The sequence below is a fragment of the Lysobacter enzymogenes genome, from assembly GCF_023617245.1.
In the GTDB taxonomy this organism is placed as follows: domain Bacteria; phylum Pseudomonadota; class Gammaproteobacteria; order Xanthomonadales; family Xanthomonadaceae; genus Lysobacter; species Lysobacter yananisis.
Window position 1 is genome coordinate 5,686,145 of the sequence record NZ_CP067396.1, and the last position, 26,630, is coordinate 5,712,774.

Consider the following 26,630-nt stretch of genomic DNA (forward strand, 5'->3'; position numbering starts at 1 on the left):
CAGGAGCGCCCCCGCTTTAGCTCACTCCTCGCTCCTCTGCGCTCGCTCCTCGCCGTACCGCCGCGGGGTATCCTGATCGCCGTCGCCGCCCCCGGACCGCCGCCATCGACACGCCCGCGCCCAACGACGCCGCCCGCCCCAGGCTGTCGGCCTGCATCATCGCTTTCGACGAGGCCGACCGGATCGTCGACTGCCTGGCCTCGCTGGCGTTCTGCGACGAGATCGTGGTGGTGGATTCGCACTCCGCCGACGCCACCGTCGCCCTCGCCGAGGCCGCCGGCGCGCGCGTGCTGCAACGCCGCTTCGACGGCTTCCGCAGCCAGAAGCAGTTCGCCGTCGAGCAGGCCGCGCACGACTGGGTGCTGTGCCTGGACGCCGACGAACGCATCAGCGACGAACTGCGCGCCTCGATCCTGGCCGCGCGCGACCGCGGCTTCGACGCGGCCGCCGGCTACCGATTCGCCCGGCTGTCCGACTATTTCGGCCGCTTCCTGCGCCACGGCAACGCCTATCCCGACCGGGTGCTGCGCCTGTTCGACCGCCGCCGCGGCGGCTGGCGCGGCCAGCGCGAGGTGCACGAGGCCGCCAGCGTCGACGGCACGGTGGCGACGCTGCGCGGCGACCTGATCCACTATCCCTACCGCTCGCTGCAGCAACAACTGGCCAAGACCGAGCGCTACGCGCGGATGATGGCCGAGCACGAGCACGCGCGCGGCAAGCGCGCGACCCTGGCCAAGCTGGTGTTGGCGCCGGCGTGGCGGTTCTGGCGCGGCTATCTGCTGCGCGGCGGCTTCCGCGACGGCTGGCACGGGCTGGTCTACGCCTACGTGCGCGCCAACTACGTGCGGCAGAAGACCATCATGCTGTGGATGCTCGGCAACGGTCAGCCGGTGGTCACGCCCGAGCGCGGCGCGGGCGACGGCAAGCCCTGAGGCGTGACGGTGCGGCCGGCGCCGCTCACTGCGGCGGCCGCTCGCGTTCGAGCAAGGCGAAGCCGTACAACAGGCCGATCGCGACCGCGTAGAACGAGGCGACCAGCTGGTGGGCGAACATCGACTGGGTCAGCCCGCAGGCGATGTACACCAGCACCAGCACCAGCCCGGCCAGCGCGCTGCTGCGCGCGCGCGCGACCGTCTGCGCGCGCAACAGCCGCGCGAACAGCGCCAGCGGCACCAGATAGATCGCCAGCAGCGCCAGCACCCCCGGCACGCCCATGGTCGCGGCCCATTCGAAGGCGTCGCTGTGGGCGTGGCCGAGCTTGCAGAAGCCGACCCGCGGCGCCGGCGGCGCGCATTGCGGGGTCGCCATCACCACGGTCTCGAAGCGGCCGACGCCGACGCCGGTCAGCGGATGCTCGACGAAGGTGTCGCCGGCCAGTTCCAGCAGGGTCACGCGCGCGCCGAGCGAGGACTCGTGGTCGCCGCCGCGCTTGACCCTGTCCATGTCCGAGGCCAGTTCCTGCATCCGGGTGAGCTGCGCCAGCGGCGGGATCCAGTGGCTCGCCACCACCGCCAGCGCCATCGCCGCCAACACCGCCCAGGACAGCTTGCGCGCGCGGCCGCCGCTGACGATCAGCGCCACCAGCAGCACGATCGCCAGCCCCGGCCACACCCCGCGGCTGCCGCTGAGCACCACCGCGCCCACGCCCAGCGCGCAGGCCAGCGAGGTCCACAGCAATTCGCCGGAGGGCCGGGCGAACACCGCGATCACGATCAGCGCGATCAGGGCATCGGCGAACACGATCGCGTTGGCGGTCCAGCCCAGCGCGCGCTCGGTGCCGCCGGCGACCTGGAACAACGCCAGCGCGAACGCGCCGGCCAGGCCGGCCAGCGCGCCGGCCCACAGCCAGCGCCGCGACGGCCGCCACGCGTACACCAAGGTGGCGAAGAACGGCGCGGTCAACAGCCGCAGGCGGTTGTCGGCCTCGCGCCAGCGCACGTCGAAATGGAACTTGGAGAACAGCACCACCGCCGCGGCCAGCACCGCCATCGCCAGCAGCCAGCGCAACTCGCGGCGGGCGTCGCGCCAGCCGCGCGCGAACACCGGCGGCGCCAGGGCGAAGGCCAGCAGCGCGAACGCGGCGAACGGGCCCAGGCCCCACGACGTGGACAACAACAACGCCGGCAGCAGGAACAGCCCGACCTGCAGCAGGCGCTGCGCCAGCCGCTCGCGTGGCGCGGCGAAGCCGGGCGCGTCGCCGGCGGGCGGCGCGGCGTACGGCGCGGGAGAATGCGGGGGAGGCGTTGCGGGCACGCTCAATCGTACTCGTGGTCGTCTTCGTTGCGCGGCAGCGGCGGCGAGGCCGGGCAGCCGGTGCGCGCGGCGTACGGCACCAGCCACCACTCGCGGCGGTTGGAACGGCCGATCATCTCGGCCTTGTCGCGGTCCACGCAATCGGGCACCGCCGGCGCCTGCACGAACAGCACGCGCGCGTCCGGCGCCCGCGCCTGCCAGGCCAGGCCGAGTTCGAGCTGCTTCTGCCAGCCCATCCGGAAACCGAAGTTGACGGTCCCGGGCTGCGACATCAGCAGGTTCTGCTCTTTCCACGCGACCAGGCCCAGCTCGACGTCGGCGCCGATGCGCTGCGCCGCGCGGGTCATCACTCCGCGCGCGGAGGACGAATCGTTGAGCACCGGGGTGATCAGCAGGCCGTAGCACACCCATACCCCGCACAGCGTCGCCAGCATCGCCCGCACCGGCCGGCGCCGGCCCGACCACAGCAGGCAGGCCGCGCCCCAGGCGCCGATCGCGGTCACCCCGGCGGCGAGCGCGCGGCCATGGTCGGTGAAGCCGCGCTCGGCGATCAGCTGGGCTTCGAACTTGGGATCGCCGAACCACATCGACAGACCGACCCCGAGCATCGCCGCGACCAGCGCCACGGTGAAGCCCAGCGCGAGGCGCCGCGGCCAGGCCCGGCGCAGGATCCCGGGCAGCAACGGCGCGAACATCAGGCAGGCCATCGGCAGCGCCGGCAGGATGTAGACGTCGCGCTTGCCGCTGGGGATCGAGAAGAACACGATCACCAGCGCCCACCACGCCAGCGGCAGCAGGTAGCGCGCGTCCGCCCGGCCCAGGCGCCGGCCCCAGGCGCGCAGCGCCCACGGCAGCGCCAGCATCAGCGGCAGCCACATCGAGAACATCACGCCCAGGTGGTACCAGACCGGTTGCGGATGGTCCCAGGACTTGGCGTAGCGGCCGGCGGTCTGGCGGAACAGGATGTCGTTGAGATAGGCCTGGTAGCTCGGATCGCCGGACTGGGTCGCGACCAGCACCATCGGCGCCAGCCACAGCGACACCGCGACCACGAACGCCAGCGGCCCCAGCCAGAAGCGCGGGTTTGCGATCCCGACCCGCACCGGCATGCGCACCCAGGCCAGCGCGCGCGCGCCGAGCCCGTCCGGCGCCAGGCGCGCCTGCAGCGGCCGCAGCAGCGCCGCCAGCGCCAGCGGCAGCAGCATCAGCAGGGCGATCGCGCCCACGCCCTTGGTGATCACGCCGATGCCGGCGGCGAACCAGCCCAGCACCCACCAGCGCCACGCCGGCCCGGTCAGCAAGTGGCGCAGCAGGCCGTAGTTGGCGAAGGTGATCCAGAACACCACCGACGGGTCGATCTGCGCCTTCTTGGCCTGGTAGGCGAAGTGCAGCGTGGTCAGCAGCGCCCAGCCGGCGTAGTAGCCCACGCGCGGGGTCCACAGGCGCCGGCCGAGGTCGACCACGCACCACAGCGTGCCCAGCGCCGCCAGCAGCGACGGCAGCAGGAACGCCACGCGCCAATTGCCGGTGATCAGGTAGGAGACCGCTTCGGTCCACATGAACAACGGCGGCTTGTCCGAATACAGCTCGACGCCGCGGTGCGGGAACAGCCACTGCCCGGACTCGACCATCTGCTTGGCCACCAAGGCGAAGCGCGGCTCGTCGGCGGGCCAGGGATCGCGCAGGCCGAGGCCGGCTCCGAGCACCAGCCAGGCCGCGACCCAGAACAGCCACGCGTGGCGGGACAAGGGATTCTTGAACATGCGGGGAATGATACGCAGCGGAAAGTGACGGGTGGAGAGGGCTTGTCGCGCAACTGCGCCGCCGCTCACTTTCGGCTCATGCCGCGTCCGGACGCGGGCCGCGGACGTCGCCGGCCGACCGCGTCGGGACGGGTCGCGGCGAGCCGGGCCCGGATGAACCAGACCCCGACCGGCCGCTTACGTCAGGACGCAGGCTCGGCGCCGCGTCCATCCGTCCCTGACGGCTCCGCGAGACCGACCCGCGATCGCGGCGACGCGATCGCGGCGCGGCGCGGCGCCGGCGGCGAACGCGGCGGCGCCCGACGGCTATCCGGCCCGGCGCAGCCGTGCGTAGAAGAAGCCGTCGCCGCCGTCCTCGCCGGGCAGGCGCTGGCGGCCGACCTCGCGGTCGTGGCCGAAGGCCGGGCCGAGCGGGTCGATGCGGGCGTCGTCGGTGCGGGCCAGGAACGCACGCACCTGGTCTTCGTTCTCGGCCTTGAGGATCGAGCAAGTGGCGTAGACCAGGACGCCGCCGGGCGCGAGCGTGCGCCACAGCGCGTCCAGCAGTCGCGCCTGCACGAGGCTAAGCGCGGCGATGTCGGACTCGCGTCGGTGCAGCACCACGTCGGGCTGGCGGCGGACGATGCCGGTGGCCGAGCACGGCGCGTCGAGCAGGACCGCGTCGAACGGCGCGCCGTCCCACCACGCGTCCAGGTCGGCGGCATCGGCCGCCTGCAGCTGCGCGCGGCCGTCGTCGAAGCCGGCGCGCGCCAGGGTCGCGCGCACCCGCTGCAGGCGCGCGGCGTCGACGTCCAGCGCGGTCAGCCGCAGCGAGCCGTCGCGTTCGAGCAGGTGCGCGCTCTTGCCGCCGGGCGCGGCGCAAGCGTCGAGCACGCGCGCGCCGGGCGCCGGCGCCAGCGCATCGGCCACGCGCTGGGCGCTGGCGTCCTGCACCGAGACCGCGCCGTCGGCGAAGCCGGGCAGCGCGGCGACGGCCCGCGGTTCGTCGAGGCGCAACGCGTCGGCGAGACCGTCGGACGCGGACGCGGCGATGCCGGCCTCGGCCAGACGCTGCATGTAATTGTCGCGGGCGTTCTGGGCGCGGTTGACCCGCAGCCACATCGGCGGTTCGACCGCGCTTTGCGCGAGGATCTCGTCGTAGCGCTCGGGCCAATCCTTGCGCAGCATGCCGCGCAGCCAGCTCGGCCAATGCGAATGGCGCGGGTCGACCGCCGGCAGGCCGTCGCGCTGGGCGCGGCGCAGCAGCGCGTTGACCAGCCCGGCCTGATGCGCGCGGCCGAGCAGGCGCGCGGCCTGCACGGTGGCGTCGAGCGCGGCGTGCGCGGGCAACTGCATCGGATCGAGCTGGGCCAGACCGGCCAGCAGCAACGCGCGCAGTTCGCTGTCGCGCGGCGGCAGCGGGCGCGGCATCCATTCGTTCAGCGCCGCCTCCATGCGCAAGGGCTGGCGCAGCACGGCGAAGCAGATCGCCTCGACCAGGGCGCGGTCGCGCGAATCGGCCAGCGCCGGCAAGGCCGTGGCCAGTTCGGCCTTGAGCGAACGGCCGCGATGCAGCACCGCGTCGAGCGTGCGCGCGGCGATCGCGCGCACGCGCGCGCCGGGGTGGCCGTCGTCGGCGGGCAGCGGCGGCGCGGCCGGGTGTTCGGTGCGGAAACGCGCGTACGGTTCGGCGCCGGGTTCGCGGCCCCGATCGCGCGCGCCGGGCGGCCTCGGCTTATCGCCGGTGCGTGCGGCGCCATCGCGGCGACGTTCGCCGGCGCTGCGGCCGTCGCCGCGAGGCGCGGCGTCGCGCTGATCGGGCGAGCGCGCAGCGCTGCGCGGGCCGCTGCCGCGTGCGCCTGGGCTGTGGCGGTTGTCGCTGCGTGCGCCGTCGCCGCGCGCGTCGTTGCTGCGTGGGCCATCGCCACGCAGGCCGTTGCTGCGCGGGCCGGCGCCACGCGCGCCATCGCTGCGCGGATTGCGCTCGCGACCGGCGACCTCGCGCGCCGCCGCGCGTTCGCGACGCTCGCGCCGGGCCGCCGACGTGCGCTGCGGGTCCTGCTCGCCGCTACGTCCCGGCGCGGCGGCGGGCCGCTCGGGCGCCGGCGCGTAGCGCGCGGCGTCCAGCGAATCCAGCTTGCGCAGCCGTCCGGCCGTGGGGCGCGCCTCGCCGTCGAGCGGTGCGGCCGGCTTGGACGAGCCGGGCTTCGGCGGATCGCGGCGTTCGCTCATCTCAGCGCACCGTCGCCAGGTCGCGGCGGCCGTTCAAATAATCTGCGGCGGTGATCGCCTTGCCGCCTTCGCGCTGCAATACGCGGATGCGCAGCGCGCCGTCGCCGCAGGCCACGTCGATGCCGTCGCGCCCGGCCAGCAGCACCGTGCCGGGCTCGGCGCCGTGCGCCAAAGGCAGCGCCACCGCGCCGTGCACGCGCACGCGCTCGCCGGCGAGCAGGGCGTCGGCCATCGGCCAGGGATTGAACGCGCGCACCTTGTTGGCCAGCTCGGTCGCGGGCCGGTTCCAGTCCAGCCGCGCCTCGGCCTTGTCGAGCTTGTGCGCGTAGGTCACGCCCTGCTCCGGCTGGGGATACGGCTGCGGCACCAAGCCCACCCGCAACAGGCCCAGGCCGTCGCGCAGCACCTGCGCGCCGATGTCGGCGAGGCGGTCGTGCAGTTGGCCGCCGGTTTCGTTCGCGCCGATTTCGGTGTCGTTGGCGAGCAGCACCGGCCCGGTGTCTAGGCCCTTTTCCATGCGCATCAGGCACACGCCGGTCTCGTCGTCGCCGGCCTCGATCGCGCGCTGGATCGGCGCCGCGCCGCGCCAGCGCGGCAGCAGCGAGGCATGCAGGTTCCAGCACCCGTGCACGGGAATATCGAGCACCGACTGCGGCAGGATCAGGCCGTAGGCGACCACGACCATCAGGTCCGGCTCCAGCGCGCGCAGCGCCTTGCGCGAGACCGCCTGCTTGAAGTTCTCCGGCTGCAGCACCGGGATGCCGCGCAGCAAAGCCTCGCGCTTGACCGGCGACAGCGCCATCTCGCGCCCGCGCCCGGCCGGACGGTCGGGCTGGGTGTAGACGGCCACCACTTCGTTGTACTGCGCGGCGGCGCGCAGGGCGGGAACGGCGAATTCGGGGGTGCCGGCGAAGACGATGCGCATTGGGGCGGGACTGGGAACTCGGGAATGGGGAGTAGGACGGCAGCGGCCCGGAGCTTAGCGAACCGGGCCGCGCAGGCGCGCAAAAACAGAAAAGGGAACGGGGCCGAGGCTGCGCGAACGCGGACCCCGATGCCCCATTCCCTGTGTCCGGCGCCCGGCGGTTACGCCGACAGCCGCTTCTGCTTGGCCAGCTTCTTGCGCACCATCTCGCGCTTGAGCGGCGAGAGGTAGTCGACGAACAGCTTGCCTTCGAGGTGATCCATCTCGTGCTGGATGCACACCGCCAGCAGGCCGTCGGCGCTGAGCTCGAACGGCTGGCCGTCGCGGCCGACCGCGCGCACGGTGATGGCGTTGGCGCGGGTCACGTCGGCGAAGATGCCGGGCACCGACAGGCAGCCTTCCTGATAGACCTGCTCGCCGGAGCGCTCGAGGATTTCGGGATTGACGAACACCAGCGGCTGGTTTTTGTCCTCCGACACGTCGATCACCATGAAGCGCTGGTGCACGTCGACCTGACTCGCGGCCAGGCCGATGCCCGGGCACTCGTACATGGTCTGGAACATGTCGTCGAGCAATTGCTGGAACGCGGGTTCGGTGACGCGCGCGGGATCGACCGCCGCTGCCTTCGTGCGCAGTCGCGGGTCGGGGAACTCTAAGATCGGTAACAGGGCCATAGGGCACCTAAAATGGGGGCGTGGGTCACATACGCAAGTTTTCGTTGCATTGTACCCCCATTACAGGCCGTCCATAGCCGGTCAATGCCTGATAGTGTTGCGCGACTTCTGGGCTATAGTCCGGGTGCCCGCAAAGGGCAAACCTGGAAGGGGAATCAGGTAGATGGCCGCCATGTTTAAACCGATTCGCGCGGTTTTCGCCGCTGCGTTGCTGACTGTTGCCACGTACGCCATCGCGGCGGAACTGCGTGGCGACCACCCCTCGACCTACGTGGTCAAGCGGGGCGACACCCTGTGGGACATTTCCGCGCGCTTCCTCAAGAAGCCGTGGCTGTGGCCGGAGATCTGGCAGGCCAATCCGCAGATCAAGAATCCGCACCTCATCTATCCCGGCGACGTCATCTCGCTGGCCTACCTGGACCGCGTGGCCCAGGCCCAGGTCCAGCCGGGCCCGCGCCAGGAAGCGGCGATCACCGGCGTGCCGCTGTCGGAAATCGAACCGTTCCTGAAGAACCTGCGCGTGGTCGACAAGTTCGAGGACCTGCCCTACGTGGTCGGCCTGGAAGAAGACCGCCTGCGCGTGACCCAGGGCCAGGTGGCCTACATCAAGGGCCTGCCCGAGGCGAGCCCGGGCACCCGTTACGCCGTGGTCCGTCCGACCCAGCGCTATACCCGCCTGGACCGCGTGGCCTGCTGCGACATCATGCGCGCCGCCGACCTCGACTTCCGCGGCAAGCGCACGGTCGACTTCGAAGCGATCTGGACCGACGTGGTGGTGCCCGACAAGGGCCGCGAGCTGCTCGGCTACGAGCTGATGCAGATCTCCACCGGCACCCTGAGCCGCGGCGCCGTCAGCGGCATGCAGGCCTCGACCCTGGTGATCGACGACACCGGCCGCGAGATCCGCGTCGGCGACCGCCTGATCCCGGTCGAAGCCCAGCCCTACGACCTGCAGTTCTTCCCGCATCCGCCCAAGGCCCAGTTCGACTACGGCCGCGCGCAGGTGCTGGCGGTGGCCGACCTGATCCGGAACGGCGGCCCGCGCGACGTGATCGCGCTGTCGGTCGGCGCCCGCGACGGCATCGACAACGGCACCGTGTTCTCGACCTGGCGCGTGGGCAGCCGCGCGGTGGATCGGGTCAAGGTCGGCCCGGACCGCGACGAAACCACCGTCGGCAAGAACTCGCGCGTGCGCCTGCCGGACGAATTCGCCGGCCACGCGATGGTGTTCCGCACCTTCGACAAGGTCAGCTACGCGCTGATCATGGACGGCGTGCGCCCGACCAAGGTCGGCTTCGAGCTCAAGCATCCGGACTCGCCGTACTGAGTCCACGGTAGCGGGCCCGACGCGGGCTTTTCCTACCGATACACGCGACGGCGCCTGCGGGCGCCGTCGTCGTTTGCGGGCTAGGCTGGGGCATGCCCGACGCCGACGCTCCCGCCTCCTACCCGAACCCGAATCCCAACCCCGACCCGCGCGCGCAGCCGCGCGGCGGACCGCGGCCGCCCGCGGCACCCGCCGGCGAAGCGACCCTCGACGCGGCCCTCGACGCGGCGCCGGCCGCGGCAACGCGCACCGCCGGCGCGCGCTCCGACGGCCCGATCCGCAGCGAAGCCGACGCCCTGGCCCTGCTGCGCCTGCTCGCCGCCGGCGGTTCCAGCGCGGCGCGGCGCGCGCTGCTGGAAGCGTGCGGCGGCGCCGCTGCGGCGCTGGCCGCGGGGCCGTCCGCCTGGAGCCAGGCCGCGCTGTCGTCCGCGCAGGTCGCGCGCCTGCGCGCGCCGGCCGGCGAGACGTTGTGGCGCGAGGCCGGCTGGGCCGACGACGCCGATCGCCGCCTGCTCGAATGGCTGACCCGCCCCGGCCGCCAGCTGATCGCCTGGACCGACCCGGATTACCCCGCCCTGCTGCGGCGCGCGCCGAACCCGCCGCTGGCGCTGTTCGTGGCCGGCGAGCCCGGCCTGCTGTGGCACCCGGCGGTGGCGGTGGTCGGCAGCCGCTCGCCGACCCCGGCCGGCAGCGGCAACGCCGCCGACTTCGCCCGCGCCCTGGCCCGCAGCGGGCTGGCGGTGACCAGCGGCCTGGCCGCCGGCATCGACGCGACCGCGCACCGCGCCGCGCTGGACGCCGGCGGGCTCACCGTGGCCGTGCTCGGCACCGGCCCCGACCTGGCCTACCCGCGCCGCCATGCCGACCTGCTGGCGCGGATCGCCGCCGAAGGCGCCGTGGCCAGCGAGTACCCGCCGGGCACCCAGGCGCGCCCGGCGCACTTCCCGGCGCGCAACCGCATCGTCGCCGGGCTCAGCCTGGGCACCCTGGTGGTCGAGGCGGCGGAGCGCTCGGGCGCGCTGATTACCGCGCGCCTGGCCGCCGAGTGCGGGCGCGAGGTGTTCGCCGTGCCCGGCTCGATCCACAACCCGCTCGCGCGCGGCTGCCACCGGCTGATCCGCGAGGGCGCCGGGCTGGTGGAAAGCGCGGCCGAGGTCGCCGCCGCGCTGGCCCCGGTCGCGGCCGAACTCGCCGACGGCTTGCGTCGGCGCCTGGGCGCCCCCATTGACGGTGGCCACGCGGCGGTCATACAGGCCGGTCAGGATGGTTCCGGTCCCGTCTCAGGAGACGCCGATCCAGCCCCGGCCCAGGCCGATTTCGCCGATCCGGACTACCAGTCCTTGTGGAATGCGCTGGGTTTCGACCCAACCGGTATGGATGAACTGGTCCACCGTACTGGATTGACGACTGCGGAACTGTCCTCCATGCTGCTGGTCATGGAGCTTGAGGGTCGCGTCGCGGCGCAGCACGGCCGTTACTTCCGTAACCGCTGAACTCGAATCGGTGTCACCCACCGGCAGTTCACCCGGCCAATCAGCAAGTTCTGCCCACCGCGCCGCATGCGGCGCAGGCCGAGGGAAATGAAAGAGAGCATCCTGGACGTCCTGCTGTACCTGTTCGAGCATTACTTCACCGACGATGCGGACCTGGTCCGCGACCGCGATTCGCTCCGCAGCGGCCCCCTGTTCGAAGAATTGGGCCAGGCCGGTTTCAGCCCCGCCGAAATCAACAAAGCCATCGAATGGCTCGACGCGTTGGCCCAGCAGCGGCCCAGCGTCAGCCGTCCCAGCGCGGGCGGGCCGACCCGGATCTACTTCGGGCCGGAACTCGACAAGCTCGATGTCGAGTGCCGCGGCTTCCTGCTGTTCCTGGAACAACACGGCATCCTCGACGCGGACCAGCGCGAACTGGTGCTCGACCGCGCGATGGCGCTGGACCAGGACGAACTGGACCTGGACGACCTCAAGTGGGTCGTGCTGATGGTGCTGTTCAACCAGCCCGGTTCCGAGGCGGCCTACGCCTGGATGGAAACCCAGATGTTCGAGGACGAGCCCGAGCCGGTGCACTGAACCGGCTGCGGCGCCGTCCGCGGCGTCGTTTCGTCCCCTCCGACGCGGCCCTGGGCTGCGTCCGGTCTCGCGTCGCCGCCCCGCTGCGGGCGCCCCACACGTTTCCTGTCCCTGTCGCCCGACTGCCGCTTCGTCGCAGCGGCGCGAGCGTGCGCGCCCGTCCATGGCCGCGGCGGCGCCCGTCCGTCGTCGCCCGTAGATCGCCAGCGTCGCGCCAGTAGCGTTTTGTGCGCTGCGTGGTAGTTTCATGCGGCTCGCGCGCGCCCGAGGCACGCGCGCCGCGCCATTGCGCGATGCTGCGGCGGACACGCCGCGGCCTCGCTTTCACGGACAGGGACGCCCGCGGCCGCCGCAACGCCGGCCGCGGCTTTGGGGGGATGGAATGACGCACTGGTACTACCACGAACCGTCGCAGGGCCGGGTCGGGCCGATCGACGCCGATGCACTGCGCGAACACGTCCGCGCCGGCCGCGTGCGACGCGACACACTGGTCTGGCGGGCGGGACTGAGCGGATGGCTGCCGCTGCAGCAGGTCGAGGACGAGCTCGGCCTGGCCGACGCGCCGCCGCCGTTGCCGCCCGGCGCGGCCGCGACGCCGATCGCTGCGACGCAAGCGCCGCTCGCCGCCGCAACGCCAAACGCGCCAGGCGCCGCGCCGGCCCCGACCGACTCCGCGCCGGCGCCCGCCGCTGCGCCTGCCGCGCCTGCTGCGACAGCTTCACCGGCCACACCAGCCGCCCCCGCGTCGCAAGGCCGCGCGGACTTCAGTGCCGCCGTGGCCGCCGCCGAAACGCCGCAGCCGGCCGCGCAGGCGCCCATCGGCGCGTCCGCGCCCCAGCCCGCGGAAGCCGCGCCCGCGCAACCGCAGCGCAGCGTCAGCCCCGCCGACTACGCCCCGGCCCACGTCGCCCGCCGCCAGCAGGCCGCGCCGCCGCCCAAGCGCGGCATGTCGGGCTGCCTGATCGCGCTGATCGTGGTGGCGGTGCTGGCGATCCCGGTGCTCGGCATCCTCGCCGCGATCGCCCTGCCCGCCTACCAGGACTACACCCACCGGGCCAAGCTCGCCGGGGTCATGGCCGAGGCCGGCAGCTACAAGCTCCAGGTCGCCGAGCACTACCTCGAACACGAGGGCTGCCCCAACAACGCCAGCCCGGGCTTCCGCCCGGCCGCCGACTACGCCGGCCCGCAGCTGGCCTCGGTCGAATTCGGCCGGTTCAAGGACAGCGGCCAGTGCGCGATCCAGCTCGAACTGCGCGGCTTCGACAACCGCCACCTGGACGGCCGCAAGCTGTGGCTCTCGTTCGATCCGAACAGCCACGAATGGACCTGCAGCACCGACATCGACAAGCCGGCGCTGGTGCCGCAATCCTGCCGCCAATAGGCCGCAATAGGCCGCCAAACCGCCGGCGCCGCGCATCCGCGCGGCGCCGGCCGCGGCCAACGGCCACGCGCCGCCATGATGGTCCGGCGCACCGATGGCATCATGTGCGCCGATCTGACCAGGCAAACGGACGCCGCGATGGCCCAGTGGTACTACAGCGACGAAGAACGCAACCGGCACGGGCCGCTGGATGCGGCGGCGATGGCCGCCCTGCACGACCGCGGCGAACTGGGCCCGGACACGCTGGTCTGGCGCGACGGCCTGGACCAGTGGCGGCCGTGGCGCGAGCTGGCCGCGGAACTGGTCGCCGCGCCGGGCTTCGCGCCGCTCGCCGATCCTGAGCAGGCCGAACAGGCCAGCGCCGGGCGCACCGCCGCCGCGGTCGCGGCCGCCCAGGCCGAGGCCGAAGCGCGGCGTTCGCCCGCGGACGCCGGACTCGCCGCCGCTGCCGACACCGGCCTCCCCGGCGATGCCACGGCCCAGGCCGCCGCGGCCACCGCCGCCACGTCCGCCATCGCCACGTCCGTCGCCCCCACCACCGACGCCCCCGGCGCGGATTCGCCCTACGCCGCCCCGCGCGCCGCGGTGGCCGAGAACAGCCAGGTGGTGCTGGGCCAGCCGGTGGTCGCGGCCGGCTTCTGGCGCCGCTTCGCCGCCTACCTGATCGATTCGACCCTGGTCGGCACCCTCTACTACGCCGTCGCCACGGTGCTGTTCATCGGCGTGTTCATGGTCGGCATCGCCGGCGACAGCGGGCGCTGGCTGGAAGGCGGCGCGACGCTGTCGGCCGTCGTCACCGCCATCAGCACGCTCAGCTACGTCCTGATCAGCGCCTGCTACTACGCCGGCATGGAGTCGTCGTCGATGCAGGCGACCCTGGGCAAGCTGGCGGTCGGGATCAAGGTCGTCGACGCCGACGGCGCGCGCCTGGGCCGCGGCCGCGCGCTCGCGCGCTGGGCCGCCTCGATCGCGAGCTGGCTGACCCTCGGCGTGGGCTTCCTGATGGCGGCCTTCACCGAGCGCAAGCGCGGCCTGCACGACCTGCTCGCGCGCACCCAGGTGGTCGACCGCTGGGCCTACACCGCCCGTCCCGAGCTGCAGCGCGACGAGCTGGGGGTGGTGACCTGGGTCGTGCTGGTGCTCGGCGGCCTGATCTGGCTGGGCGTGATCGGCTTCATCGTCGGCGCGCTCGTGTTCGGCCTGCGCTGAATGCCCCGGCCCGCCACCCCCGCCCACCGACGACCGGGCCTGAACGGCCGCGGCCGCGGTCACAGCCGCCCCGGGCTGAACGGGGCACACTTCGTCACGTGTCCTTGAGGCATTTCGATGCCACTTTAGGGCGCCCGGATCGCCGCGGCCGCAGCGCCGAGCTTGACAGCCGTGGCCGCCGCGTGATTCCACTAGAAAAAGGAAACCTGAACGCCCGCGGCCGAACGTCGCGGGCGTCGCCTTCTTAACCCCTCGCCACGCCGGCCCCGGCCCGCGTCGCCGCCCCCACCGAGAACGAGCAGTCGAGCAGCGCCCCGCCCCGGGCCTGCGGAGTCCCCATGGCGAAGAACCTCCTCATCGTCGAATCGCCCGCAAAGGCCAAGACGATCAACAAGTACCTCGGCAAGGACTTCACCGTCCTGGCCTCCTACGGCCACGTCCGCGACCTGGTGCCGAAGGAAGGCGCGGTCGATCCGGACAACCACTTCGCGATGGAATACGCGGTCATCGAGAAGAACGAGAAACACGTCGATGCCATCGCCAAGGCCGCGCGCAGCGCCGACAACCTGTTCCTGGCGACCGACCCGGACCGCGAAGGCGAGGCGATCAGCTGGCACATCGCCGAGATCCTGCGCGAGCGCGGCCTGCTCGAAGACAAGCCGCTGCGCCGGGTGGTGTTCACCGAGATCACCCCGCGCGCGATCAAGGAGGCGATGAACCAGACGCGCGACATCGCCGCGCCCCTGGTCGACGCCCAGCAGGCGCGCCGCGCGCTCGACTACCTGGTCGGCTTCAACCTCTCGCCGGTGCTGTGGCGCAAGGTCCAGCGCGGCCTGTCCGCCGGCCGCGTGCAGTCGCCGGCGCTGCGCATGATCGTCGAGCGCGAGGAGGAGATCGAAGCCTTCGTCGCGCGCGAGTACTGGACCGTCGAAGCCGAATGCGCGCATCCGCAGCAGGCCTTCACCGCCCGGCTCAACAAGCTCGACGGCAAGAAGTTCGAGCAGTTCACCATCACCGACGGCGAGACCGCCGAGGCCGCGCGCAAGCGCCTGGTCGCGGCGGCCAACGGCTTCCTGCACGTCACCGACGTCACCAGCAAGGAACGCAAGCGCCGCCCGGCGCCGCCGTTCACCACCTCGACCCTGCAGCAGGAAGCCTCGCGCAAGCTCGGCTTCACCACCTCGCGGACCATGCGCGTGGCGCAGAAGCTGTACGAAGGCGTGGCGCTGGGCGACGAGGGCACGGTCGGCCTGATCAGCTACATGCGTACCGACTCGGTCAACCTGTCGCAGGACGCGGTGACCGAGATCCGCGACGTGATCGCGCGCGACTACGGCACCAAGGCGCTGCCGGACAAGCCCAACGCCTACCAGACCAAGTCCAAGAACGCGCAGGAAGCGCACGAAGCGATCCGCCCGACCGCCGCGCTGCGCACGCCGGCGCAGATGGCGCGCTACCTCGACGACGACGCCCGCCGCCTGTACGAGCTGATCTGGAAGCGCGCGGTGGCCTGCCAGATGGTCCCGGCCACGCTCAACACCGTCAGCATCGACCTCGCCGCCGGCGCCGACCACAGCTTCCGCGCGTCGGGCACCACGGTGATCGATCCGGGCTTCCTCGCCGTGTACGAGGAAGGCAAGGACGCCAAGGCCGCCGAGGACGAGGACGAAGGCCGCAAGCTGCCGCCGATGAAGACCGGCGACCGCATCCCGCTCGACCGCATCCACGCCGACCAGCACTTCACCGAGCCGCCGCCGCGCTACTCGGAAGCCTCGCTGGTCAAGGCGCTCGAGGAATACGGCATCGGCCGTCCCTCGACCTACGCCTCGATCATCCAGACCCTGCTGTTCCGCAAGTACGTCGAACTCGACAGCCGCCGCTTCCGTCCGACCGACGTCGGCCGCGCGGTGTCCAAGTTCCTGTCCGGCCACTTCACCCAGTACGTCGACTACGACTTCACCGCCAAGCTCGAGGACGAGCTGGACGCGGTGTCGCGCGGCGAAGAGGAATGGGTGCCGCTGATGGAGCGGTTCTGGGCGCCGTTCAAGCAGTTGGTCGAAGAGAAGAAGGAATCGGTCGACCGCAGCGAGGCCACCGGCGCGCGCGAGCTCGGCACCGATCCCAAGAGCGGCAAGCCGGTCAGCGTGCGCCTGGGCCGCTACGGGCCGTACGCGCAGATCGGCACCGCCGAGGACGAGGAGAAGCCGACCTTCGCCTCGCTGCGTCCGGGCCAGAGCATGCACACCATCGCCCTGGACGAGGCGCTGGAGCTGTTCAAGCTGCCGCGCAAGCTCGGCCAGCACAACGGCGAGGAAGTCAGCGTCGGCATCGGCCGCTTCGGTCCGTTCGCCAAGCTCGGCAGCACCTACGCCTCGCTGAAGAAGGAAGACGATCCTTACACCATCGACCTGGCGCGCGCGGTGTTCCTGATCGAGGAGAAGGAAGAGATCGCGCGCAACCGCATCATCAAGCAGTTCGACGGCAGCGACATCCAGGTGCTCAACGGCCGCTTCGGTCCGTACATCAGCGACGGCAAGCTCAACGGCCGCATCCCCAAGGACCGCGAGCCGGCCTCGCTGACCTTCGAGGAAGTGACCAAGCTGCTGGAAGAGACCGGCAAGCCGGTGCGCGGCCGCTTCGGCAAGAAGACCGCGGCCAAGAAGGAACCGGCGGCGAAGAAGTCGGCCGCCAAGAAGACGGCCAAGAGCGCCGACGGCGAGGCGCCGGCGAAGAAGGCCGCGGCCAAGAAAGCGCCGGCCAAGAAGGCGGCGAAGAAGGTCGTCAAGAAGGCGGCGGCCAAGACCGTGGCGGCCAAGCCGGCCGCGAGCAAGACCACGGCGACCAAGACCGCGGCGAAGAAGGCGGTCAAGAAGGTGGCGAAGAAGACGACGGCGAAGTGAGCCGTCGCGCCGGTGCCGCGGCGGCTGCGCCGCGGTATCGGGCATGACAGAAGCGGGCGCTCGCGAGGGCGGCCCGCTTTTTTGTTGCGCGCGCGACGGCAGCGGGCATTCGCGCGGACGGCGCATAGGCCGGTCGCGTCGTAGTCGTCGTGGCGCGGTCGCGGCTTGCGCCGCTCCTACAGGGGGCTACCGCGGCTTCGTATCCGACTGTAGGAGCGGCGCGAGCCGCGACCGCGACAACGCAGCCACGACGAAGGCGACACCCCGAATCGACACCCGCACGCGCGGCTCACGCACGCGCGCGCAGCCGCGACCTCAGTACGCGAATTCCTTGAACACCCGATCCACGTTCCCGCCCCACTCGCCGTGGAACAGCTCGAGCTTGCGCTCGGCCGGGCTCTTGCCCATCGCCACGAACTCCATCAGCGGTTCCAGGTAGATCGACTCGTCCGCGCCGTTCTGGTTCAGGCGCGCGCGCCGGCGCAGGCCGTGCGCCGAAATCTCCAGCGCGCGCCGCGCCAGTTCCAGCACCTTGCCGTCGCGGAACGGCAGATGCAGCCCGTGCCGCGGCACGCCGTCGCGCAGCGCGTGGCGTTCGGCCGGGGTGAAGTCCAGCACCAGGTCCCAGGCCGCATCCAGCGCCTGCGCGTCGTACAGCAGGCCGACCCAGAACGCCGACAGCGCGCAGATCCGGTTCCACGGGCCCGAGTCGGCGCCGCGCATCTCCAGGTACTTCTTCAGCCGCACTTCCGGGAACGCGGTGGTGCTGTGGTCGGCCCAGTCCTTCAGGGTCGGGCGCTGGTCCGGGTACACCGGCAGCTTCGCGTCCATGAAGTCGCGGAACGACTGGCCGCTGGCGTCGAGGTAGCGGCCGTCGCGGTAGACGAAGTACATCGGCACGTCGAGCAGGTAGTCGACGTAGCGCTCGTAACCGAAGCCGTCCTCGAACACGAAGTCGAGCAGGCCGGTGCGGTCCGGATCGGTATCGGTCCAGATGTGCGAGCGGTAGGACAGGTAGCCGTTGGGCTGGCCTTCCAGGAACGGCGAATCGGCGAACAGCGCGGTCGCGATCGGCTGCAGCGCCAGCGACACGCGGAACTTCTTGACCATGTCCGCTTCGTCGAGCACGTCCAGGTTGACCTGCACGGTGCTGGTGCGGGTCATCATGTCCAGGCCGAGCTGGCCGACCTTGGGCATGTACTCGCGCATGATCTTGTAGCGGCCCTTGGGCATCCACGGCATGTCCTCGCGCCGCCACTTGGGCTGGAAGCCCATGCCGAGGAAACCCAGGCCCATGGGCTCGGCCACGGTACGCACTTCGCGCAGGTGGGTGGCCGCTTCCACGCAGGTGTCGTGCAGCGTCGCCAGCGGCGCGCCGGACAGTTCCAGCTGGCCGGCCGGCTCCAGCGAGACCGAGGCCTGGTCGCGGGTCAGCGCGATCGTGCGGCCGTTCTCTTCCACCGGCGCCCAGCCGAACCGGGTCAGGCCCTTGAGCAGCGCCTCGATGCCGCGCTCGCCGTCGAAGGTCGGCGGACGCAGGTCGTCGGTGCGGAAGCCGAACTTCTCGTGCTCGGTGCCGATCTTCCAGTCCGATTCCGGGCGCGCGCCCGAAGCCAGGTAGTCGATCAGCACGGCGCGGCCGCCGCCCTTGACGTCGGGAATCTCGAGATCGTTCACCTGGCTGGGTCCGGACACATCCACCTCGCTTCGCAAACTCATTGTTCGTCGTCGGGACCGCGCGGCCCGCCGCGCCGAAGCGCGGCCAGCGCCCGCGGCCGGCCTCCCCCACGGGGAACCCGGCGCGGCGCCACGGTCCTACCTTGCAGCAATCTGAGGTCTGGATATGCGGCAGCTCGCCTACAATCGCAAGACCCCAGGCAGTGTAGAGCCCGTCTTGGCGCGAACAACGTCCGTCCTGCAACGCTATGGTTCGGCCCTGCTACTGGCGCTGGCGGCGCCGGCCGTGCCTGCCCAGGCGGTGGCGGACGCGACCGCGCAGCTGGAACGCGGCAACGGGCCCGAGCCGAGCACGCTGGACGCGCACCGCTGCCAGGAAGTCGCCTGCGGCAACGTGCTGCGCGACCTGTACGAAGGGCTGGTGACCGAGGACGCGCAGGGCCGGCTGGTGCCGGGCATCGCCGAGCGCTGGACGGTCTCGGCCGACGGCCGCACCTGGACCTTCGTCCTGCGTCCGGGCCTGCGCTGGAGCAACGGCGAAGCGCTCGACGCGGCGCAGGTGGTCGCCAGCTTCCGCCGCGCCTTCGCTCCGGCCACCGCGGCGCCGTTCGGCGAACTGTTCGACGCGCTCGACGGCGCCCAGGCGGTGCAGGCCGGCAAGCTCGCGCCCGAACGGCTCGGGGTCGGCGCGCCGGACCCGCGCACGGTGGTGTTCCGGCTCACCCGCAGCGCCTCGCTGCCGGCGCTGCTGACCCTGCCGATCGCGTTTCCGGTCTACCTGCCCGCGGTCGAACGGCACGGCGCGCAGCACACCCAGCCGGGCCGGTTGGTGTCCAACGGCGCCTACCGCCTCGCCAGTTGGACGCCGCAGGCGAATCTGGTCGTCGAGAAGAACCCGCAGTTCCACGACGCCGCCCGCGTCGCCTTGCCGCGGGTGCGCTTCCACGTCACCGAGGACGCCGCCGCCGAACTGCAGCGCTTCGCCGCCGGCGACCTGGACATCACCGAGGTGGTGCCGCCGCAGCCGCTGCCGGCGCTGCGCGCGCGCTTCGGCGAGCAGCTGCGGCTGTCGCCGTACCTGGGCGCGTTCTGGCTCGGCTTGAACACCACCCAGCCGCCGTTCCGTCCGGCCTGCGCCAGCGCGCGCTGCGCCGAACAGGCGCTGGCGCTGCGGCGCGCGCTGACCATGGCGATCGACCGCGACAAACTCACCCGCTACGTCACCGGCCTCGGCGAAACCCCGGCCTACGGCATCGTGCCGCCGGGCATCGCCGGCTACGCGCCGGCGGCGATGCCGTGGGCATCGTGGACGCAGGCGCAACGCGAGGCGCATGCGCGCGCCTTGTACCGCCACGCGGGTTACTCGCCCGAACGTCCGTTGGTGCTGGAGCTGCGCTACAACACGTCCACCCCGCACCGGCGCCTGTCGCTGGCGGTGGCGGCGATGTGGAAGCAGACCCTCGGCGTGCAGGTGCGCCTGCGCAACGAAGAATGGAAAGTGTTCGTGCAGAACCGCAAGCAGCGCGCGATCACCCAGGCGTTCCGCGGCGGCTGGATCGGCGATCTGCCCGACGCGCGCAACTTCCTCGCCGCGTTCGCCAACGACGGCCCGCTGAACTGGATGGGCTACGACGACGCCGGCTATCGCGAGCGCCTCGCCCGCGCCGACGCGGCGGCCACCGAAGCGGCGCGCAACGCCTGGCTGCGCGCGGCCGAGCAGCGCCTGCTCAACGACAACGCGGCGATTCCCTTGTACTTCTACACTTCCAAGCACCTGGTCTCGCGGCGCGTGCGCGGGTTCCAGGCCAATGCGCTGGACCGCCACGCCAGCCGCTGGCTGAGCCTGTCGCCATGAACGCGCGCGCCGCCAAGCCCACGCCGCACGCGCGCAGCCGCCATCCCGAAGCGCACCGCTCCGAGCGCGTGGGCTGGCTGCGCGCGGCCGTGCTCGGCGCCAACGACGGCATCGTCTCGGTCGCCGGGCTGGTGGTCGGCGTCGCCGCCAGCGGCGCGGACGCGGCGGCCATCCTCACCTCCGGCATCGCCGGCACCGTGGCCGGGGCGATGTCGATGGCCGCGGGCGAATACGTGTCGGTGCGCTCGCAGGCCGACACCGAGCGCGCCGACATCGCGGTGGAAAAACGCGAACTGGCCGAGGACCCGCACGGCGAACTCGAAGAGCTGGCGCGCATCTACGTGCAACGCGGGCTGACCGCGGATCTGGCGCGGGAAGTCGCGCGCCAGCTCACCGCGCACGATGCGCTCGCCAGCCACGCGCGCGACGAACTCGGCATCACCGACACCCTGCGCGCGCGGCCGGTGCAGGCGGCGCTGGCCTCGGCCGGCGCCTTCGTCGGCGGCGCGGCGCTGCCGATCGCCGCGGTGGTGCTGGCGCCGCACCCACACGTGCAGCCGGTGGCGATCGTGACCACCCTGGTCGCGCTGTCGGTGTCCGGCGCGCTCGCGGCCTGGGCCGGCGGCGCGCGGATGCTGCGCGGCGCGCTGCGGGTGACGTTCTGGGGCGCGATGGCGATGGCCGCGGCGACCGCGGTCGGCCACCTGTTCGGCGTGCGGGTCTGATGCACGCGGCGCCGCGACTGCTGCGCCTGGGCGGCCGCCTGCTGGAAGCGGCGATCACCCTGTGGCTGCTCGGCACGCTGTGCTTCGTCCTGCTGCGCGCCGCGCCGGGCGGCCCGTTCGACACCGAGAAGGCGGCGCCGCCGGAAGTGCAGGCGGTGCTCGATGCGCAGTACCGGCTCGACCAACCGCTGCTCCTGCAATACCTGGGCTGGTTCGGCGACGCGCTGCGCGGCGACCTGGGGCCCTCGTTCCAGTACCCCGACTACACCGTCAACCAGCTGATCGCCAACGCGCTGCCGGTGTCGGCGCTCAACGGCGGCCTGGCGCTGCTGCTGGCCTTGCTGTTCGGCGTGGGCCTGGGCGCGTGGGCGGCGCTGCGCGCCGGCGGCTGGACCGACCGCGCGCTGATGCTGCTGGCCGGGCTCGGCCTGGCGATCCCGAAGTTCGTGGTCGCGCCGCTGCTGGTGCTGCTGTTCGCGGTGACCCTGCACTGGCTGCCGGCCGGCGGCTGGGGCGAATGGGACAACGTGGTGCTGCCGGTGATCGCGCTGGCCCTGCCCAACATCGCCTATTGCGCGCGGCTGACCCGCGCCTCGCTGCTGGACACGCTGTCGGCCGACTACCTGCGCGCCGCGCGCGCCCGCGGCCTGTCGGAAACCCGGCTGCTGTTCGCCCATGCGCTCAAGCCGGCGCTGTTGCCCGTGGCGGCGTGGCTGTCGCCGGCGCTGATCAACGTGGTCACCGGTTCGGCGGTGGTCGAGCAGGTGTTCGGCATCCCCGGCATGGGGCGTTATTTCGTCCAGGGCGCGCTCAATCGCGACTACACCCTGGTGCTGGGCGTGGTGCTGGCGATCGGGGCGTTGATCGTGGCGATCAATGTGTTGGTGGATGCGCTGCGGGGGTGGATGGATCCGCGGCTGGAGCAGGGTTGATCGGGGGACCGGGGACCCGGGACCGGGTAAAGCCGCGGACAACGCTTTTGCTCTTGCCCGGGTCCCCGGTCCCGGGTCCCCGGTCCCCGCTACACTCCCGCCATGCGCAAAAAGACCAAAGCCACCTCGGTCGACATCGCCCACCTGGCCGGCGTCTCCCAGGCCACGGTCTCGCGCGTGCTCAGCGGCAGTCCGCTGGTCAACGCCGAGACGCGCAAGCGGGTCGAGGCGGTGGTGCGCGAGCTCAACTACAAGGTCGACCGCCACGCCTCCAGCCTGCGCCGGCAGCGCTCGGGAACGCTGGCGCTGCTGCTGTTCGAGGACCCGACTCCGGACGAGTCGCACATCAACCCGTTCTTCCTGTCGATGCTCGGCTCGATCACCCGCGCCTGCGCGCGCCACGGCCAGGACCTGCTGATCTCGTTCCAGCAACTCTCCGACGACTGGGCCGCCGACTACGAGGACAGCATGAAGGCCGACGGCCTGATCCTGCTCGGCTACGGCGATTACCTGGCCTACCAGGGCAAGCTGCAGCGGCTGGTCGAACAGGGCACCCGCTTCGTGCGCTGGGGCGCGGTGCTGCCGGACCAGCCGGGGCTGTCGATCGGCTGCGAGAACCTCGGCGGCGGGCGCCAGGCCGGCGCGCACCTGGTCGCGCTCGGGCGGCGGCGGGTGGCGTTCCTCGGCGACGCGTCCAGCCACTACCCTGAATTCCTCGACCGCTTCCTCGGCTGCGAGCAGGCCTTGAACGACGCCGGGCTGGCGCTGGACCGCGCGCTGCAGGTCGATGCGGAAAGTTCGGAGGACGCCGGCCATGCCGCCGCGCTGGAACTGCTGGCGCGCGGCCTGCCGTTCGACGCGGTGTTCGCCGCCAGCGACCTGATCGCGATCGGCGCGATGCGCGCGCTGACCGAGCGCGGGCTGCGCGTGCCCGAGGACGTGTCGGTGATCGGCTTCGACGACCTGCCGATGGCGCGGTTCGCGCATCCGCCGCTGACGACGGTGTTCCAGGACACCAAGCAGGCGGGCGAGTTGCTGGTCGAGGCGTTGATGCGGTTGATCCGCGGCGAGGATGCCGCGAGCCAGCGCTTGCCGACGACGTTGGTGGTGCGCAAGTCTTGCGGGGGCTGAAGGGCCGACAGGCCTTGTATCGCGTCGCGTCGCCTCACGTCGTATCGCACCCTCGCACCCTCGCACCGTCATTCCGGCGAAAGCCGGAATCCATTTTGACTTTGCGCTGCGGTCGGCCGGGCGAGAGCGACGACAAAGGCAACGGCAAGTTGGATTCCGGCTTTCGCCGGAATGACGGGCTGGGGGATCGGGGCTTTGGGGAGCTACGGCGGGGCTACGCGGCTTCGGTTGGTCGCGGCTCGCGCCGCTCCTGCAGGTAGCGGACCGACGAGACGCTCAGCGCTTGCGCGCCCGCGCCATCGCTTGGTCCAGCGCCGCGACCAGATCCGCGCGGCGCGCCGGCGCATCGAGCAGATACACCTCCACGCCATGCGCCGGCACCGATGCGCGCAGCGTGCCGCCCTCGCCGACCGCGACCTCGCCACCGCCCAGCGCCGCGCGCCAGCGGCCGGCCTGCAGGTATTCGCCGACCGCGAACTGCGCCGGCGCATCGCCCTTATTGAGCAGCACCAGCGCGATCTGGGCGACGCCCGCGTGTTCGTACACGCGATAGAACGCGGCTCGGTCGCCCTGCAGCGATACGTTCAGCTGCAGACCGCGCTGCAGCGCCGGCGAGTCCCGCCGCACCGTGGCGACGCGCTTGAGCGCGACGCGGATCGGATGCGAGCGCGCCGCGTCCACGCGCGGCTGGCCGAAGTAGTTGCGATTGCCGGCATGCTCGGCGCGCCCGCGCTCGAACCCGATCTCGGAGCCGTAGTAGATCACCGGAATCCCGCGCGCGGTGAACAGCCAGTTGTGCGCGTCGATGAAGCCGTCGTCGCTGGCGTCCAGGCGCGGCATGTCGTGGTTGTCGTAGAAGGTCATCAGCTCGTACGGATTCGCGTACGGCCCGCCTTGCAGGTACAACCGCTCCTCCAGCCGCGCATAGTCGGCGCGGGGCTTGCCGAACACGTCGGCCAGCCGCTCCTTGAGCGGGAAATCCAGCACGCTGACGCCGCCGTTGCCGGCCCAGGTGAACGGCGCGATGTTCTCCGGCTTGTAGTCGAAGGCCTCGCCGAACATGAACAATCCCGGCCGTTTTGCGCGCATGCGCGCGGCGAATTCGCGCCAGAACGCCAGCGGCATGTGGCGGATGGTGTCGATGCGGAACGCGTCGGCGCCCTGGTCGAGCCACTGCGAGTAAGCGCCGACGAAATAGTCCATCGCCGCCGGATTGGTGTCGTCGATGTTCGACAGCTGGACCAGGTCGCGTTCGTTGTGAAAGAAACGATGCAGCGGGTCGTGCGCGGGATCGAGTCGTTCCGGCGCCAGGTTCTGGTGATCGGCTACCAACTCGCCGTCGCGGTAGATCCGCCCGTACTTGGCCTGCGGCTTGCGCATCGTGAACGACGGCGAGCCGTGATTGGCGACGATGTCGAGGACGGTCTTGAGCCCGTGCTGCTTCAGCCCGCGGGTCAGTGCGGCGAAGTCGAGTCCCGGGCTCGGCAGGTGCTCGTCGAGGCGATAGAAGTCCACGCCCCAATAGCCGTGGTAACCGGTCTTGCCGCGGTCCTGGAACGCGCCGCCCCAGGTCACCGCATCGCCGCCGGTGAAGGCCTCGTCGGGATTGTCGACGATCGGCGTCAGCCACACCGCGCCGAAGCCCATGTCGCGGATGTAGCCCGCATTGTCGAGCAGGCCCTTGAAGTCGCCGCCGAGGTAGCCGATGTTGTCGCTCTCGCCCGCGGGCGCGCCGGGCACCGGCCGGTCGAAGCTGCGCGTGTCCGGGTCCGGCCCGCCTTGCTCGCGCTGGTCGTTGCCGGCGTCGCCGTTGACGAAGCGGTCGGTGACGACGAAGTACACCGCCTCGCTCGCCATCGGCGCCAGGGTGCCGTAGTAATCGCGTTGCGGCGGCGCTTCGCGCGCGCCGCCGCCGTGCGCGCACGCGGCCAGCGCGAGGCTCAGCGCGGCCAGCAGCAGCGGCCTCACGCGCGCACCCGCGGCGCCGGCTCGCGCACCCACAGCGTGCAGGCGCCGGCGACGAACAGGCTGACCCCGCCGATCGCCAGCGCCGCCGCCGGCTGGCCGCCGAACAGGTGCTTGATCAGGAACCCGAGCAGGCTCGCCGCGACCAGCTGCGGGATGACGATGAAGAAATTGAAGATGCCCATGAACACGCCCATCTTCGCCGCCGGCACGCTGTCGGACAGCAGCGCGTACGGCAGCGACAGGATCGAGGCCCAGGCGAAGCCGACGCCGACCATCGACAGCAGCAGCATCTGCGGATCGCGCAGCAGCGCCACCGAAATCAGCCCGGCGCCGCCGAGCGCGAGGTTGAACACATGGCTGCGGCGCAGGCCCCAGCGCCGCGCCATCGGCGCGATCGCGATCGCCGCCAGCGCGGCGAAGCCGTTGTAGGCGGCGAACAGCACGCCGACCCAGTTGGCGCCTTCGTTGTAGGCGGCCGAGGCGGTGTCGCTGGTGTGGTAATGCAGCTGGGTGACCGCCGGCGTGGTGTAGATCCACATCGCGAACAAGGCGAACCAGGAGAAGAATTGGACCACCGCCAGCCGCGCCATCGTCGACGGCATCGCGCCGACGTCGTCCATCACCCGGGCGAAACCGTGCTCGTCGCGGATCGCCCCGCGCACCAGCAGAGCCAACCCGAACGCGGCGATCAGCGCCGCCAGCACGTACAGCTGGCGGTCGAGCCTGAGCATGGAGATCGCGGTCGCGCAGATTCCGCCGACCACCACCCAGGATGCGCCGAACAGCAGGCAGCGGACCCGGTCGCGCTCGGGCGCGGCCTCGGCCGCCGGCGCCTCGTCGAAGGCCTGCAACTGCTGCGGCGGGTACTCGCGCGTGCGCAGCACGGTCCAGCCGACCGACAGCAGCAGCACCGCGCCGCCGAAGTAGAACGAATAGCGCACCGTGTCGGGCACCGCGCCGGCGGCGGCGGTGTTGCCGACGCCCAGGTGCGCGAGCAGGTACGGCAGCAGGCTCGCCACCACCGAGCCGACGCCGATGAAGAAGCTCTGCATCGCGTAACCGGCGGGACGCTGCTGCTGCGGCAGCTGGTCGCCGACGAAGGCGCGGAACGGCTCCATCGAGATGTTGATCGAGGCGTCGAGCACCCACAGCAGGCCGGCGGCGATCCACAGCGTCGGCGAGTTCGGCATCGCGATCAGCGCCAGCGTGGCCAGGATCGCGCCGATCAGGAAGTACGGGCGGCGCCGGCCCAGGCCGGTCCAGGTGCGGTCGGACAGGTAGCCGACGATGGGCTGCACGATCAGCCCGGTCAGCGGCGCGGCGATCCACAGCATCGGGATGTCGTCGATCGACGCGCCCAGGGTCTGGAAGATGCGGCTGACGTTGGCGTTCTGCAGGGCGAAGCCGAACTGGATGCCGAGGAAGCCGAAGCACATGTTCCAGATCTGCCAGAACGTCAGCTGCGGCTTGCGGGTCGGCGCGTCGGGGCGGTCGGTCATGGCGGGAAGTCTGGCACGGGGCGCGCGCGGCGACGCGGGATGGCGGCCGCAACGCGGCGCGCCCGCCGCCGCGTCGCCCCGCGGGCGACGACGGCTGCGGCCCCGCGTCCGTGGCGGACGCGGGGCCGCGC

At 72.0% G+C, this 26,630-nt stretch carries 19 protein-coding genes; 11 read left to right on the forward strand and 8 right to left on the reverse strand.

The window, feature by feature from the left end:
• The first annotated feature begins 104 nt into the window (after positions 1-104).
• Positions 105-932 (forward strand): glycosyltransferase family 2 protein, encoded by an 828-nt coding sequence (locus JHW41_RS23775; protein WP_250451219.1) that lies wholly within the window; start codon positions 105-107, stop codon positions 930-932.
• A gap of 25 nt (positions 933-957) precedes the next feature.
• Here JHW41_RS23775 and JHW41_RS23780 read toward each other — a convergent pair whose 3' ends face one another.
• The 5 genes from JHW41_RS23780 to def all read right to left on the reverse strand — a co-directional run bounded on the left by JHW41_RS23780 (position 958) and on the right by def (position 7,826).
• Positions 958-2,253, reverse strand: coding sequence for an O-antigen ligase family protein (locus JHW41_RS23780; protein WP_231784008.1), 1,296 nt, complete (start codon positions 2,251-2,253; stop codon positions 958-960).
• Between the two features lie 2 nt (positions 2,254-2,255).
• Positions 2,256-4,016, reverse strand: a complete 1,761-nt coding sequence (locus tag JHW41_RS23785; protein ID WP_343226571.1) for an ArnT family glycosyltransferase — start codon at positions 4,014-4,016, stop codon at positions 2,256-2,258.
• A gap of 306 nt (positions 4,017-4,322) precedes the next feature.
• Entirely contained in the window at positions 4,323-5,639 is a 1,317-nt protein-coding gene (gene rsmB, locus JHW41_RS23790; protein WP_250451221.1) for a 16S rRNA (cytosine(967)-C(5))-methyltransferase RsmB, read from the reverse strand.
• 589 nt (positions 5,640-6,228) lie between these two features.
• A complete protein-coding gene (fmt, locus tag JHW41_RS23795; protein ID WP_078998224.1) occupies positions 6,229-7,152 on the reverse strand; it encodes a methionyl-tRNA formyltransferase in 924 nt (307 codons plus the stop codon).
• 161 nt (positions 7,153-7,313) lie between these two features.
• Positions 7,314-7,826, reverse strand: a complete 513-nt coding sequence (def, locus tag JHW41_RS23800; protein WP_057945975.1) for a peptide deformylase — start codon at positions 7,824-7,826, stop codon at positions 7,314-7,316.
• Between the two features lie 172 nt (positions 7,827-7,998).
• Between def and JHW41_RS23805 the strand changes: the two genes are divergently transcribed.
• The 6 genes from JHW41_RS23805 to JHW41_RS23830 all read left to right on the forward strand — a co-directional run bounded on the left by JHW41_RS23805 (position 7,999) and on the right by JHW41_RS23830 (position 16,712).
• The gene (locus JHW41_RS23805) at positions 7,999-9,153 is read left to right on the forward strand and encodes a LysM peptidoglycan-binding domain-containing protein (RefSeq protein ID WP_057949907.1); all 1,155 of its coding nucleotides are present in this window, start codon (positions 7,999-8,001) and stop codon (positions 9,151-9,153) included.
• Positions 9,154-9,245: 92 nt separating this feature from the next.
• On the forward strand, positions 9,246-10,646 hold the full coding sequence (dprA, locus tag JHW41_RS23810) for a DNA-processing protein DprA (RefSeq protein ID WP_250448012.1): 1,401 nt from the start codon (positions 9,246-9,248) through the stop codon (positions 10,644-10,646).
• An 87-nt stretch (positions 10,647-10,733) separates the two neighbouring features.
• Positions 10,734-11,222, forward strand: coding sequence for a DUF494 family protein (locus JHW41_RS23815; protein WP_057945974.1), 489 nt, complete (start codon positions 10,734-10,736; stop codon positions 11,220-11,222).
• Between the two features lie 382 nt (positions 11,223-11,604).
• Positions 11,605-12,603, forward strand: coding sequence for a GYF domain-containing protein (locus JHW41_RS23820; RefSeq protein ID WP_250448014.1), 999 nt, complete (start codon positions 11,605-11,607; stop codon positions 12,601-12,603).
• A 102-nt stretch (positions 12,604-12,705) separates the two neighbouring features.
• Complete coding sequence (locus JHW41_RS26045) at positions 12,706-13,812, forward strand: RDD family protein (protein ID WP_284499517.1); 1,107 nt, start codon at positions 12,706-12,708, stop codon at positions 13,810-13,812.
• 338 nt (positions 13,813-14,150) lie between these two features.
• Positions 14,151-16,712: a DNA topoisomerase I gene (locus tag JHW41_RS23830; RefSeq protein ID WP_250448016.1), complete on the forward strand. Its 2,562-nt coding sequence runs from the start codon at positions 14,151-14,153 to the stop codon at positions 16,710-16,712.
• A 315-nt stretch (positions 16,713-17,027) separates the two neighbouring features.
• Here the strand turns inward: JHW41_RS23830 and JHW41_RS23835 are convergent, their stop codons facing one another.
• Entirely contained in the window at positions 17,028-18,407 is a 1,380-nt protein-coding gene (locus JHW41_RS23835) for a glutamate--cysteine ligase (RefSeq protein ID WP_428995423.1), read from the reverse strand.
• A 268-nt stretch (positions 18,408-18,675) separates the two neighbouring features.
• On the opposite strand from JHW41_RS23835, the gene JHW41_RS23840 reads away from it, so the two are divergent.
• The 4 genes from JHW41_RS23840 (at position 18,676) to JHW41_RS23855 (ending at position 23,032) form a co-directional block, all read left to right on the forward strand.
• Entirely contained in the window at positions 18,676-20,244 is a 1,569-nt protein-coding gene (locus JHW41_RS23840; RefSeq protein ID WP_250448020.1) for a peptide ABC transporter substrate-binding protein, read from the forward strand.
• The gene (locus JHW41_RS23845) at positions 20,241-20,969 is read left to right on the forward strand and encodes a VIT1/CCC1 transporter family protein (RefSeq protein ID WP_250448022.1); all 729 of its coding nucleotides are present in this window, start codon (positions 20,241-20,243) and stop codon (positions 20,967-20,969) included. The genes JHW41_RS23840 and JHW41_RS23845 overlap by 4 nt, the downstream gene beginning before the upstream one ends.
• The gene (locus tag JHW41_RS23850; RefSeq protein WP_250448024.1) at positions 20,969-21,901 is read left to right on the forward strand and encodes an ABC transporter permease subunit; all 933 of its coding nucleotides are present in this window, start codon (positions 20,969-20,971) and stop codon (positions 21,899-21,901) included. The genes JHW41_RS23845 and JHW41_RS23850 overlap by 1 nt, the downstream gene beginning before the upstream one ends.
• 102 nt (positions 21,902-22,003) lie before the next feature.
• Positions 22,004-23,032, forward strand: coding sequence for a LacI family DNA-binding transcriptional regulator (locus tag JHW41_RS23855; RefSeq protein ID WP_250448026.1), 1,029 nt, complete (start codon positions 22,004-22,006; stop codon positions 23,030-23,032).
• A 276-nt stretch (positions 23,033-23,308) separates the two neighbouring features.
• Here JHW41_RS23855 and JHW41_RS23860 read toward each other — a convergent pair whose 3' ends face one another.
• Both JHW41_RS23860 and JHW41_RS23865 read right to left on the reverse strand, forming a co-directional pair.
• A complete protein-coding gene (locus JHW41_RS23860) occupies positions 23,309-25,000 on the reverse strand; it encodes an alpha-amylase family glycosyl hydrolase (RefSeq protein ID WP_428995424.1) in 1,692 nt (563 codons plus the stop codon).
• Positions 24,997-26,499, reverse strand: a complete 1,503-nt coding sequence (locus JHW41_RS23865; RefSeq protein WP_250448028.1) for an MFS transporter — start codon at positions 26,497-26,499, stop codon at positions 24,997-24,999. The genes JHW41_RS23860 and JHW41_RS23865 overlap by 4 nt, the downstream gene beginning before the upstream one ends.
• Positions 26,500-26,630: the final 131 nt, after the last annotated feature.

Bases quoted from the DNA above. Each gene is read 5' to 3' on its own strand.
- JHW41_RS23785 (WP_343226571.1), bottom strand. From the start codon at position 4,016: ATGTTCAAGAATCCCTTGTCCCGCCACGCGTGGCTGTTCTGGGTCGCG.
- fmt (WP_078998224.1), bottom strand. From the start codon at position 7,152: ATGCGCATCGTCTTCGCCGGCACCCCCGAATTCGCCGTTCCCGCCCTG.
- def (WP_057945975.1), bottom strand. From the start codon at position 7,826: ATGGCCCTGTTACCGATCTTAGAGTTCCCCGACCCGCGACTGCGCACG.
- JHW41_RS23805 (WP_057949907.1), top strand. From the start codon at position 7,999: ATGTTTAAACCGATTCGCGCGGTTTTCGCCGCTGCGTTGCTGACTGTT.
- dprA (WP_250448012.1), top strand. From the start codon at position 9,246: ATGCCCGACGCCGACGCTCCCGCCTCCTACCCGAACCCGAATCCCAAC.
- JHW41_RS23815 (WP_057945974.1), top strand. From the start codon at position 10,734: ATGAAAGAGAGCATCCTGGACGTCCTGCTGTACCTGTTCGAGCATTAC.
- JHW41_RS23820 (WP_250448014.1), top strand. From the start codon at position 11,605: ATGACGCACTGGTACTACCACGAACCGTCGCAGGGCCGGGTCGGGCCG.
- JHW41_RS26045 (WP_284499517.1), top strand. From the start codon at position 12,706: ATGTGCGCCGATCTGACCAGGCAAACGGACGCCGCGATGGCCCAGTGG.
- JHW41_RS23830 (WP_250448016.1), top strand. From the start codon at position 14,151: ATGGCGAAGAACCTCCTCATCGTCGAATCGCCCGCAAAGGCCAAGACG.
- JHW41_RS23845 (WP_250448022.1), top strand. From the start codon at position 20,241: ATGAACGCGCGCGCCGCCAAGCCCACGCCGCACGCGCGCAGCCGCCAT.
- JHW41_RS23850 (WP_250448024.1), top strand. From the start codon at position 20,969: ATGCACGCGGCGCCGCGACTGCTGCGCCTGGGCGGCCGCCTGCTGGAA.
- JHW41_RS23855 (WP_250448026.1), top strand. From the start codon at position 22,004: ATGCGCAAAAAGACCAAAGCCACCTCGGTCGACATCGCCCACCTGGCC.
- JHW41_RS23865 (WP_250448028.1), bottom strand. From the start codon at position 26,499: ATGACCGACCGCCCCGACGCGCCGACCCGCAAGCCGCAGCTGACGTTC.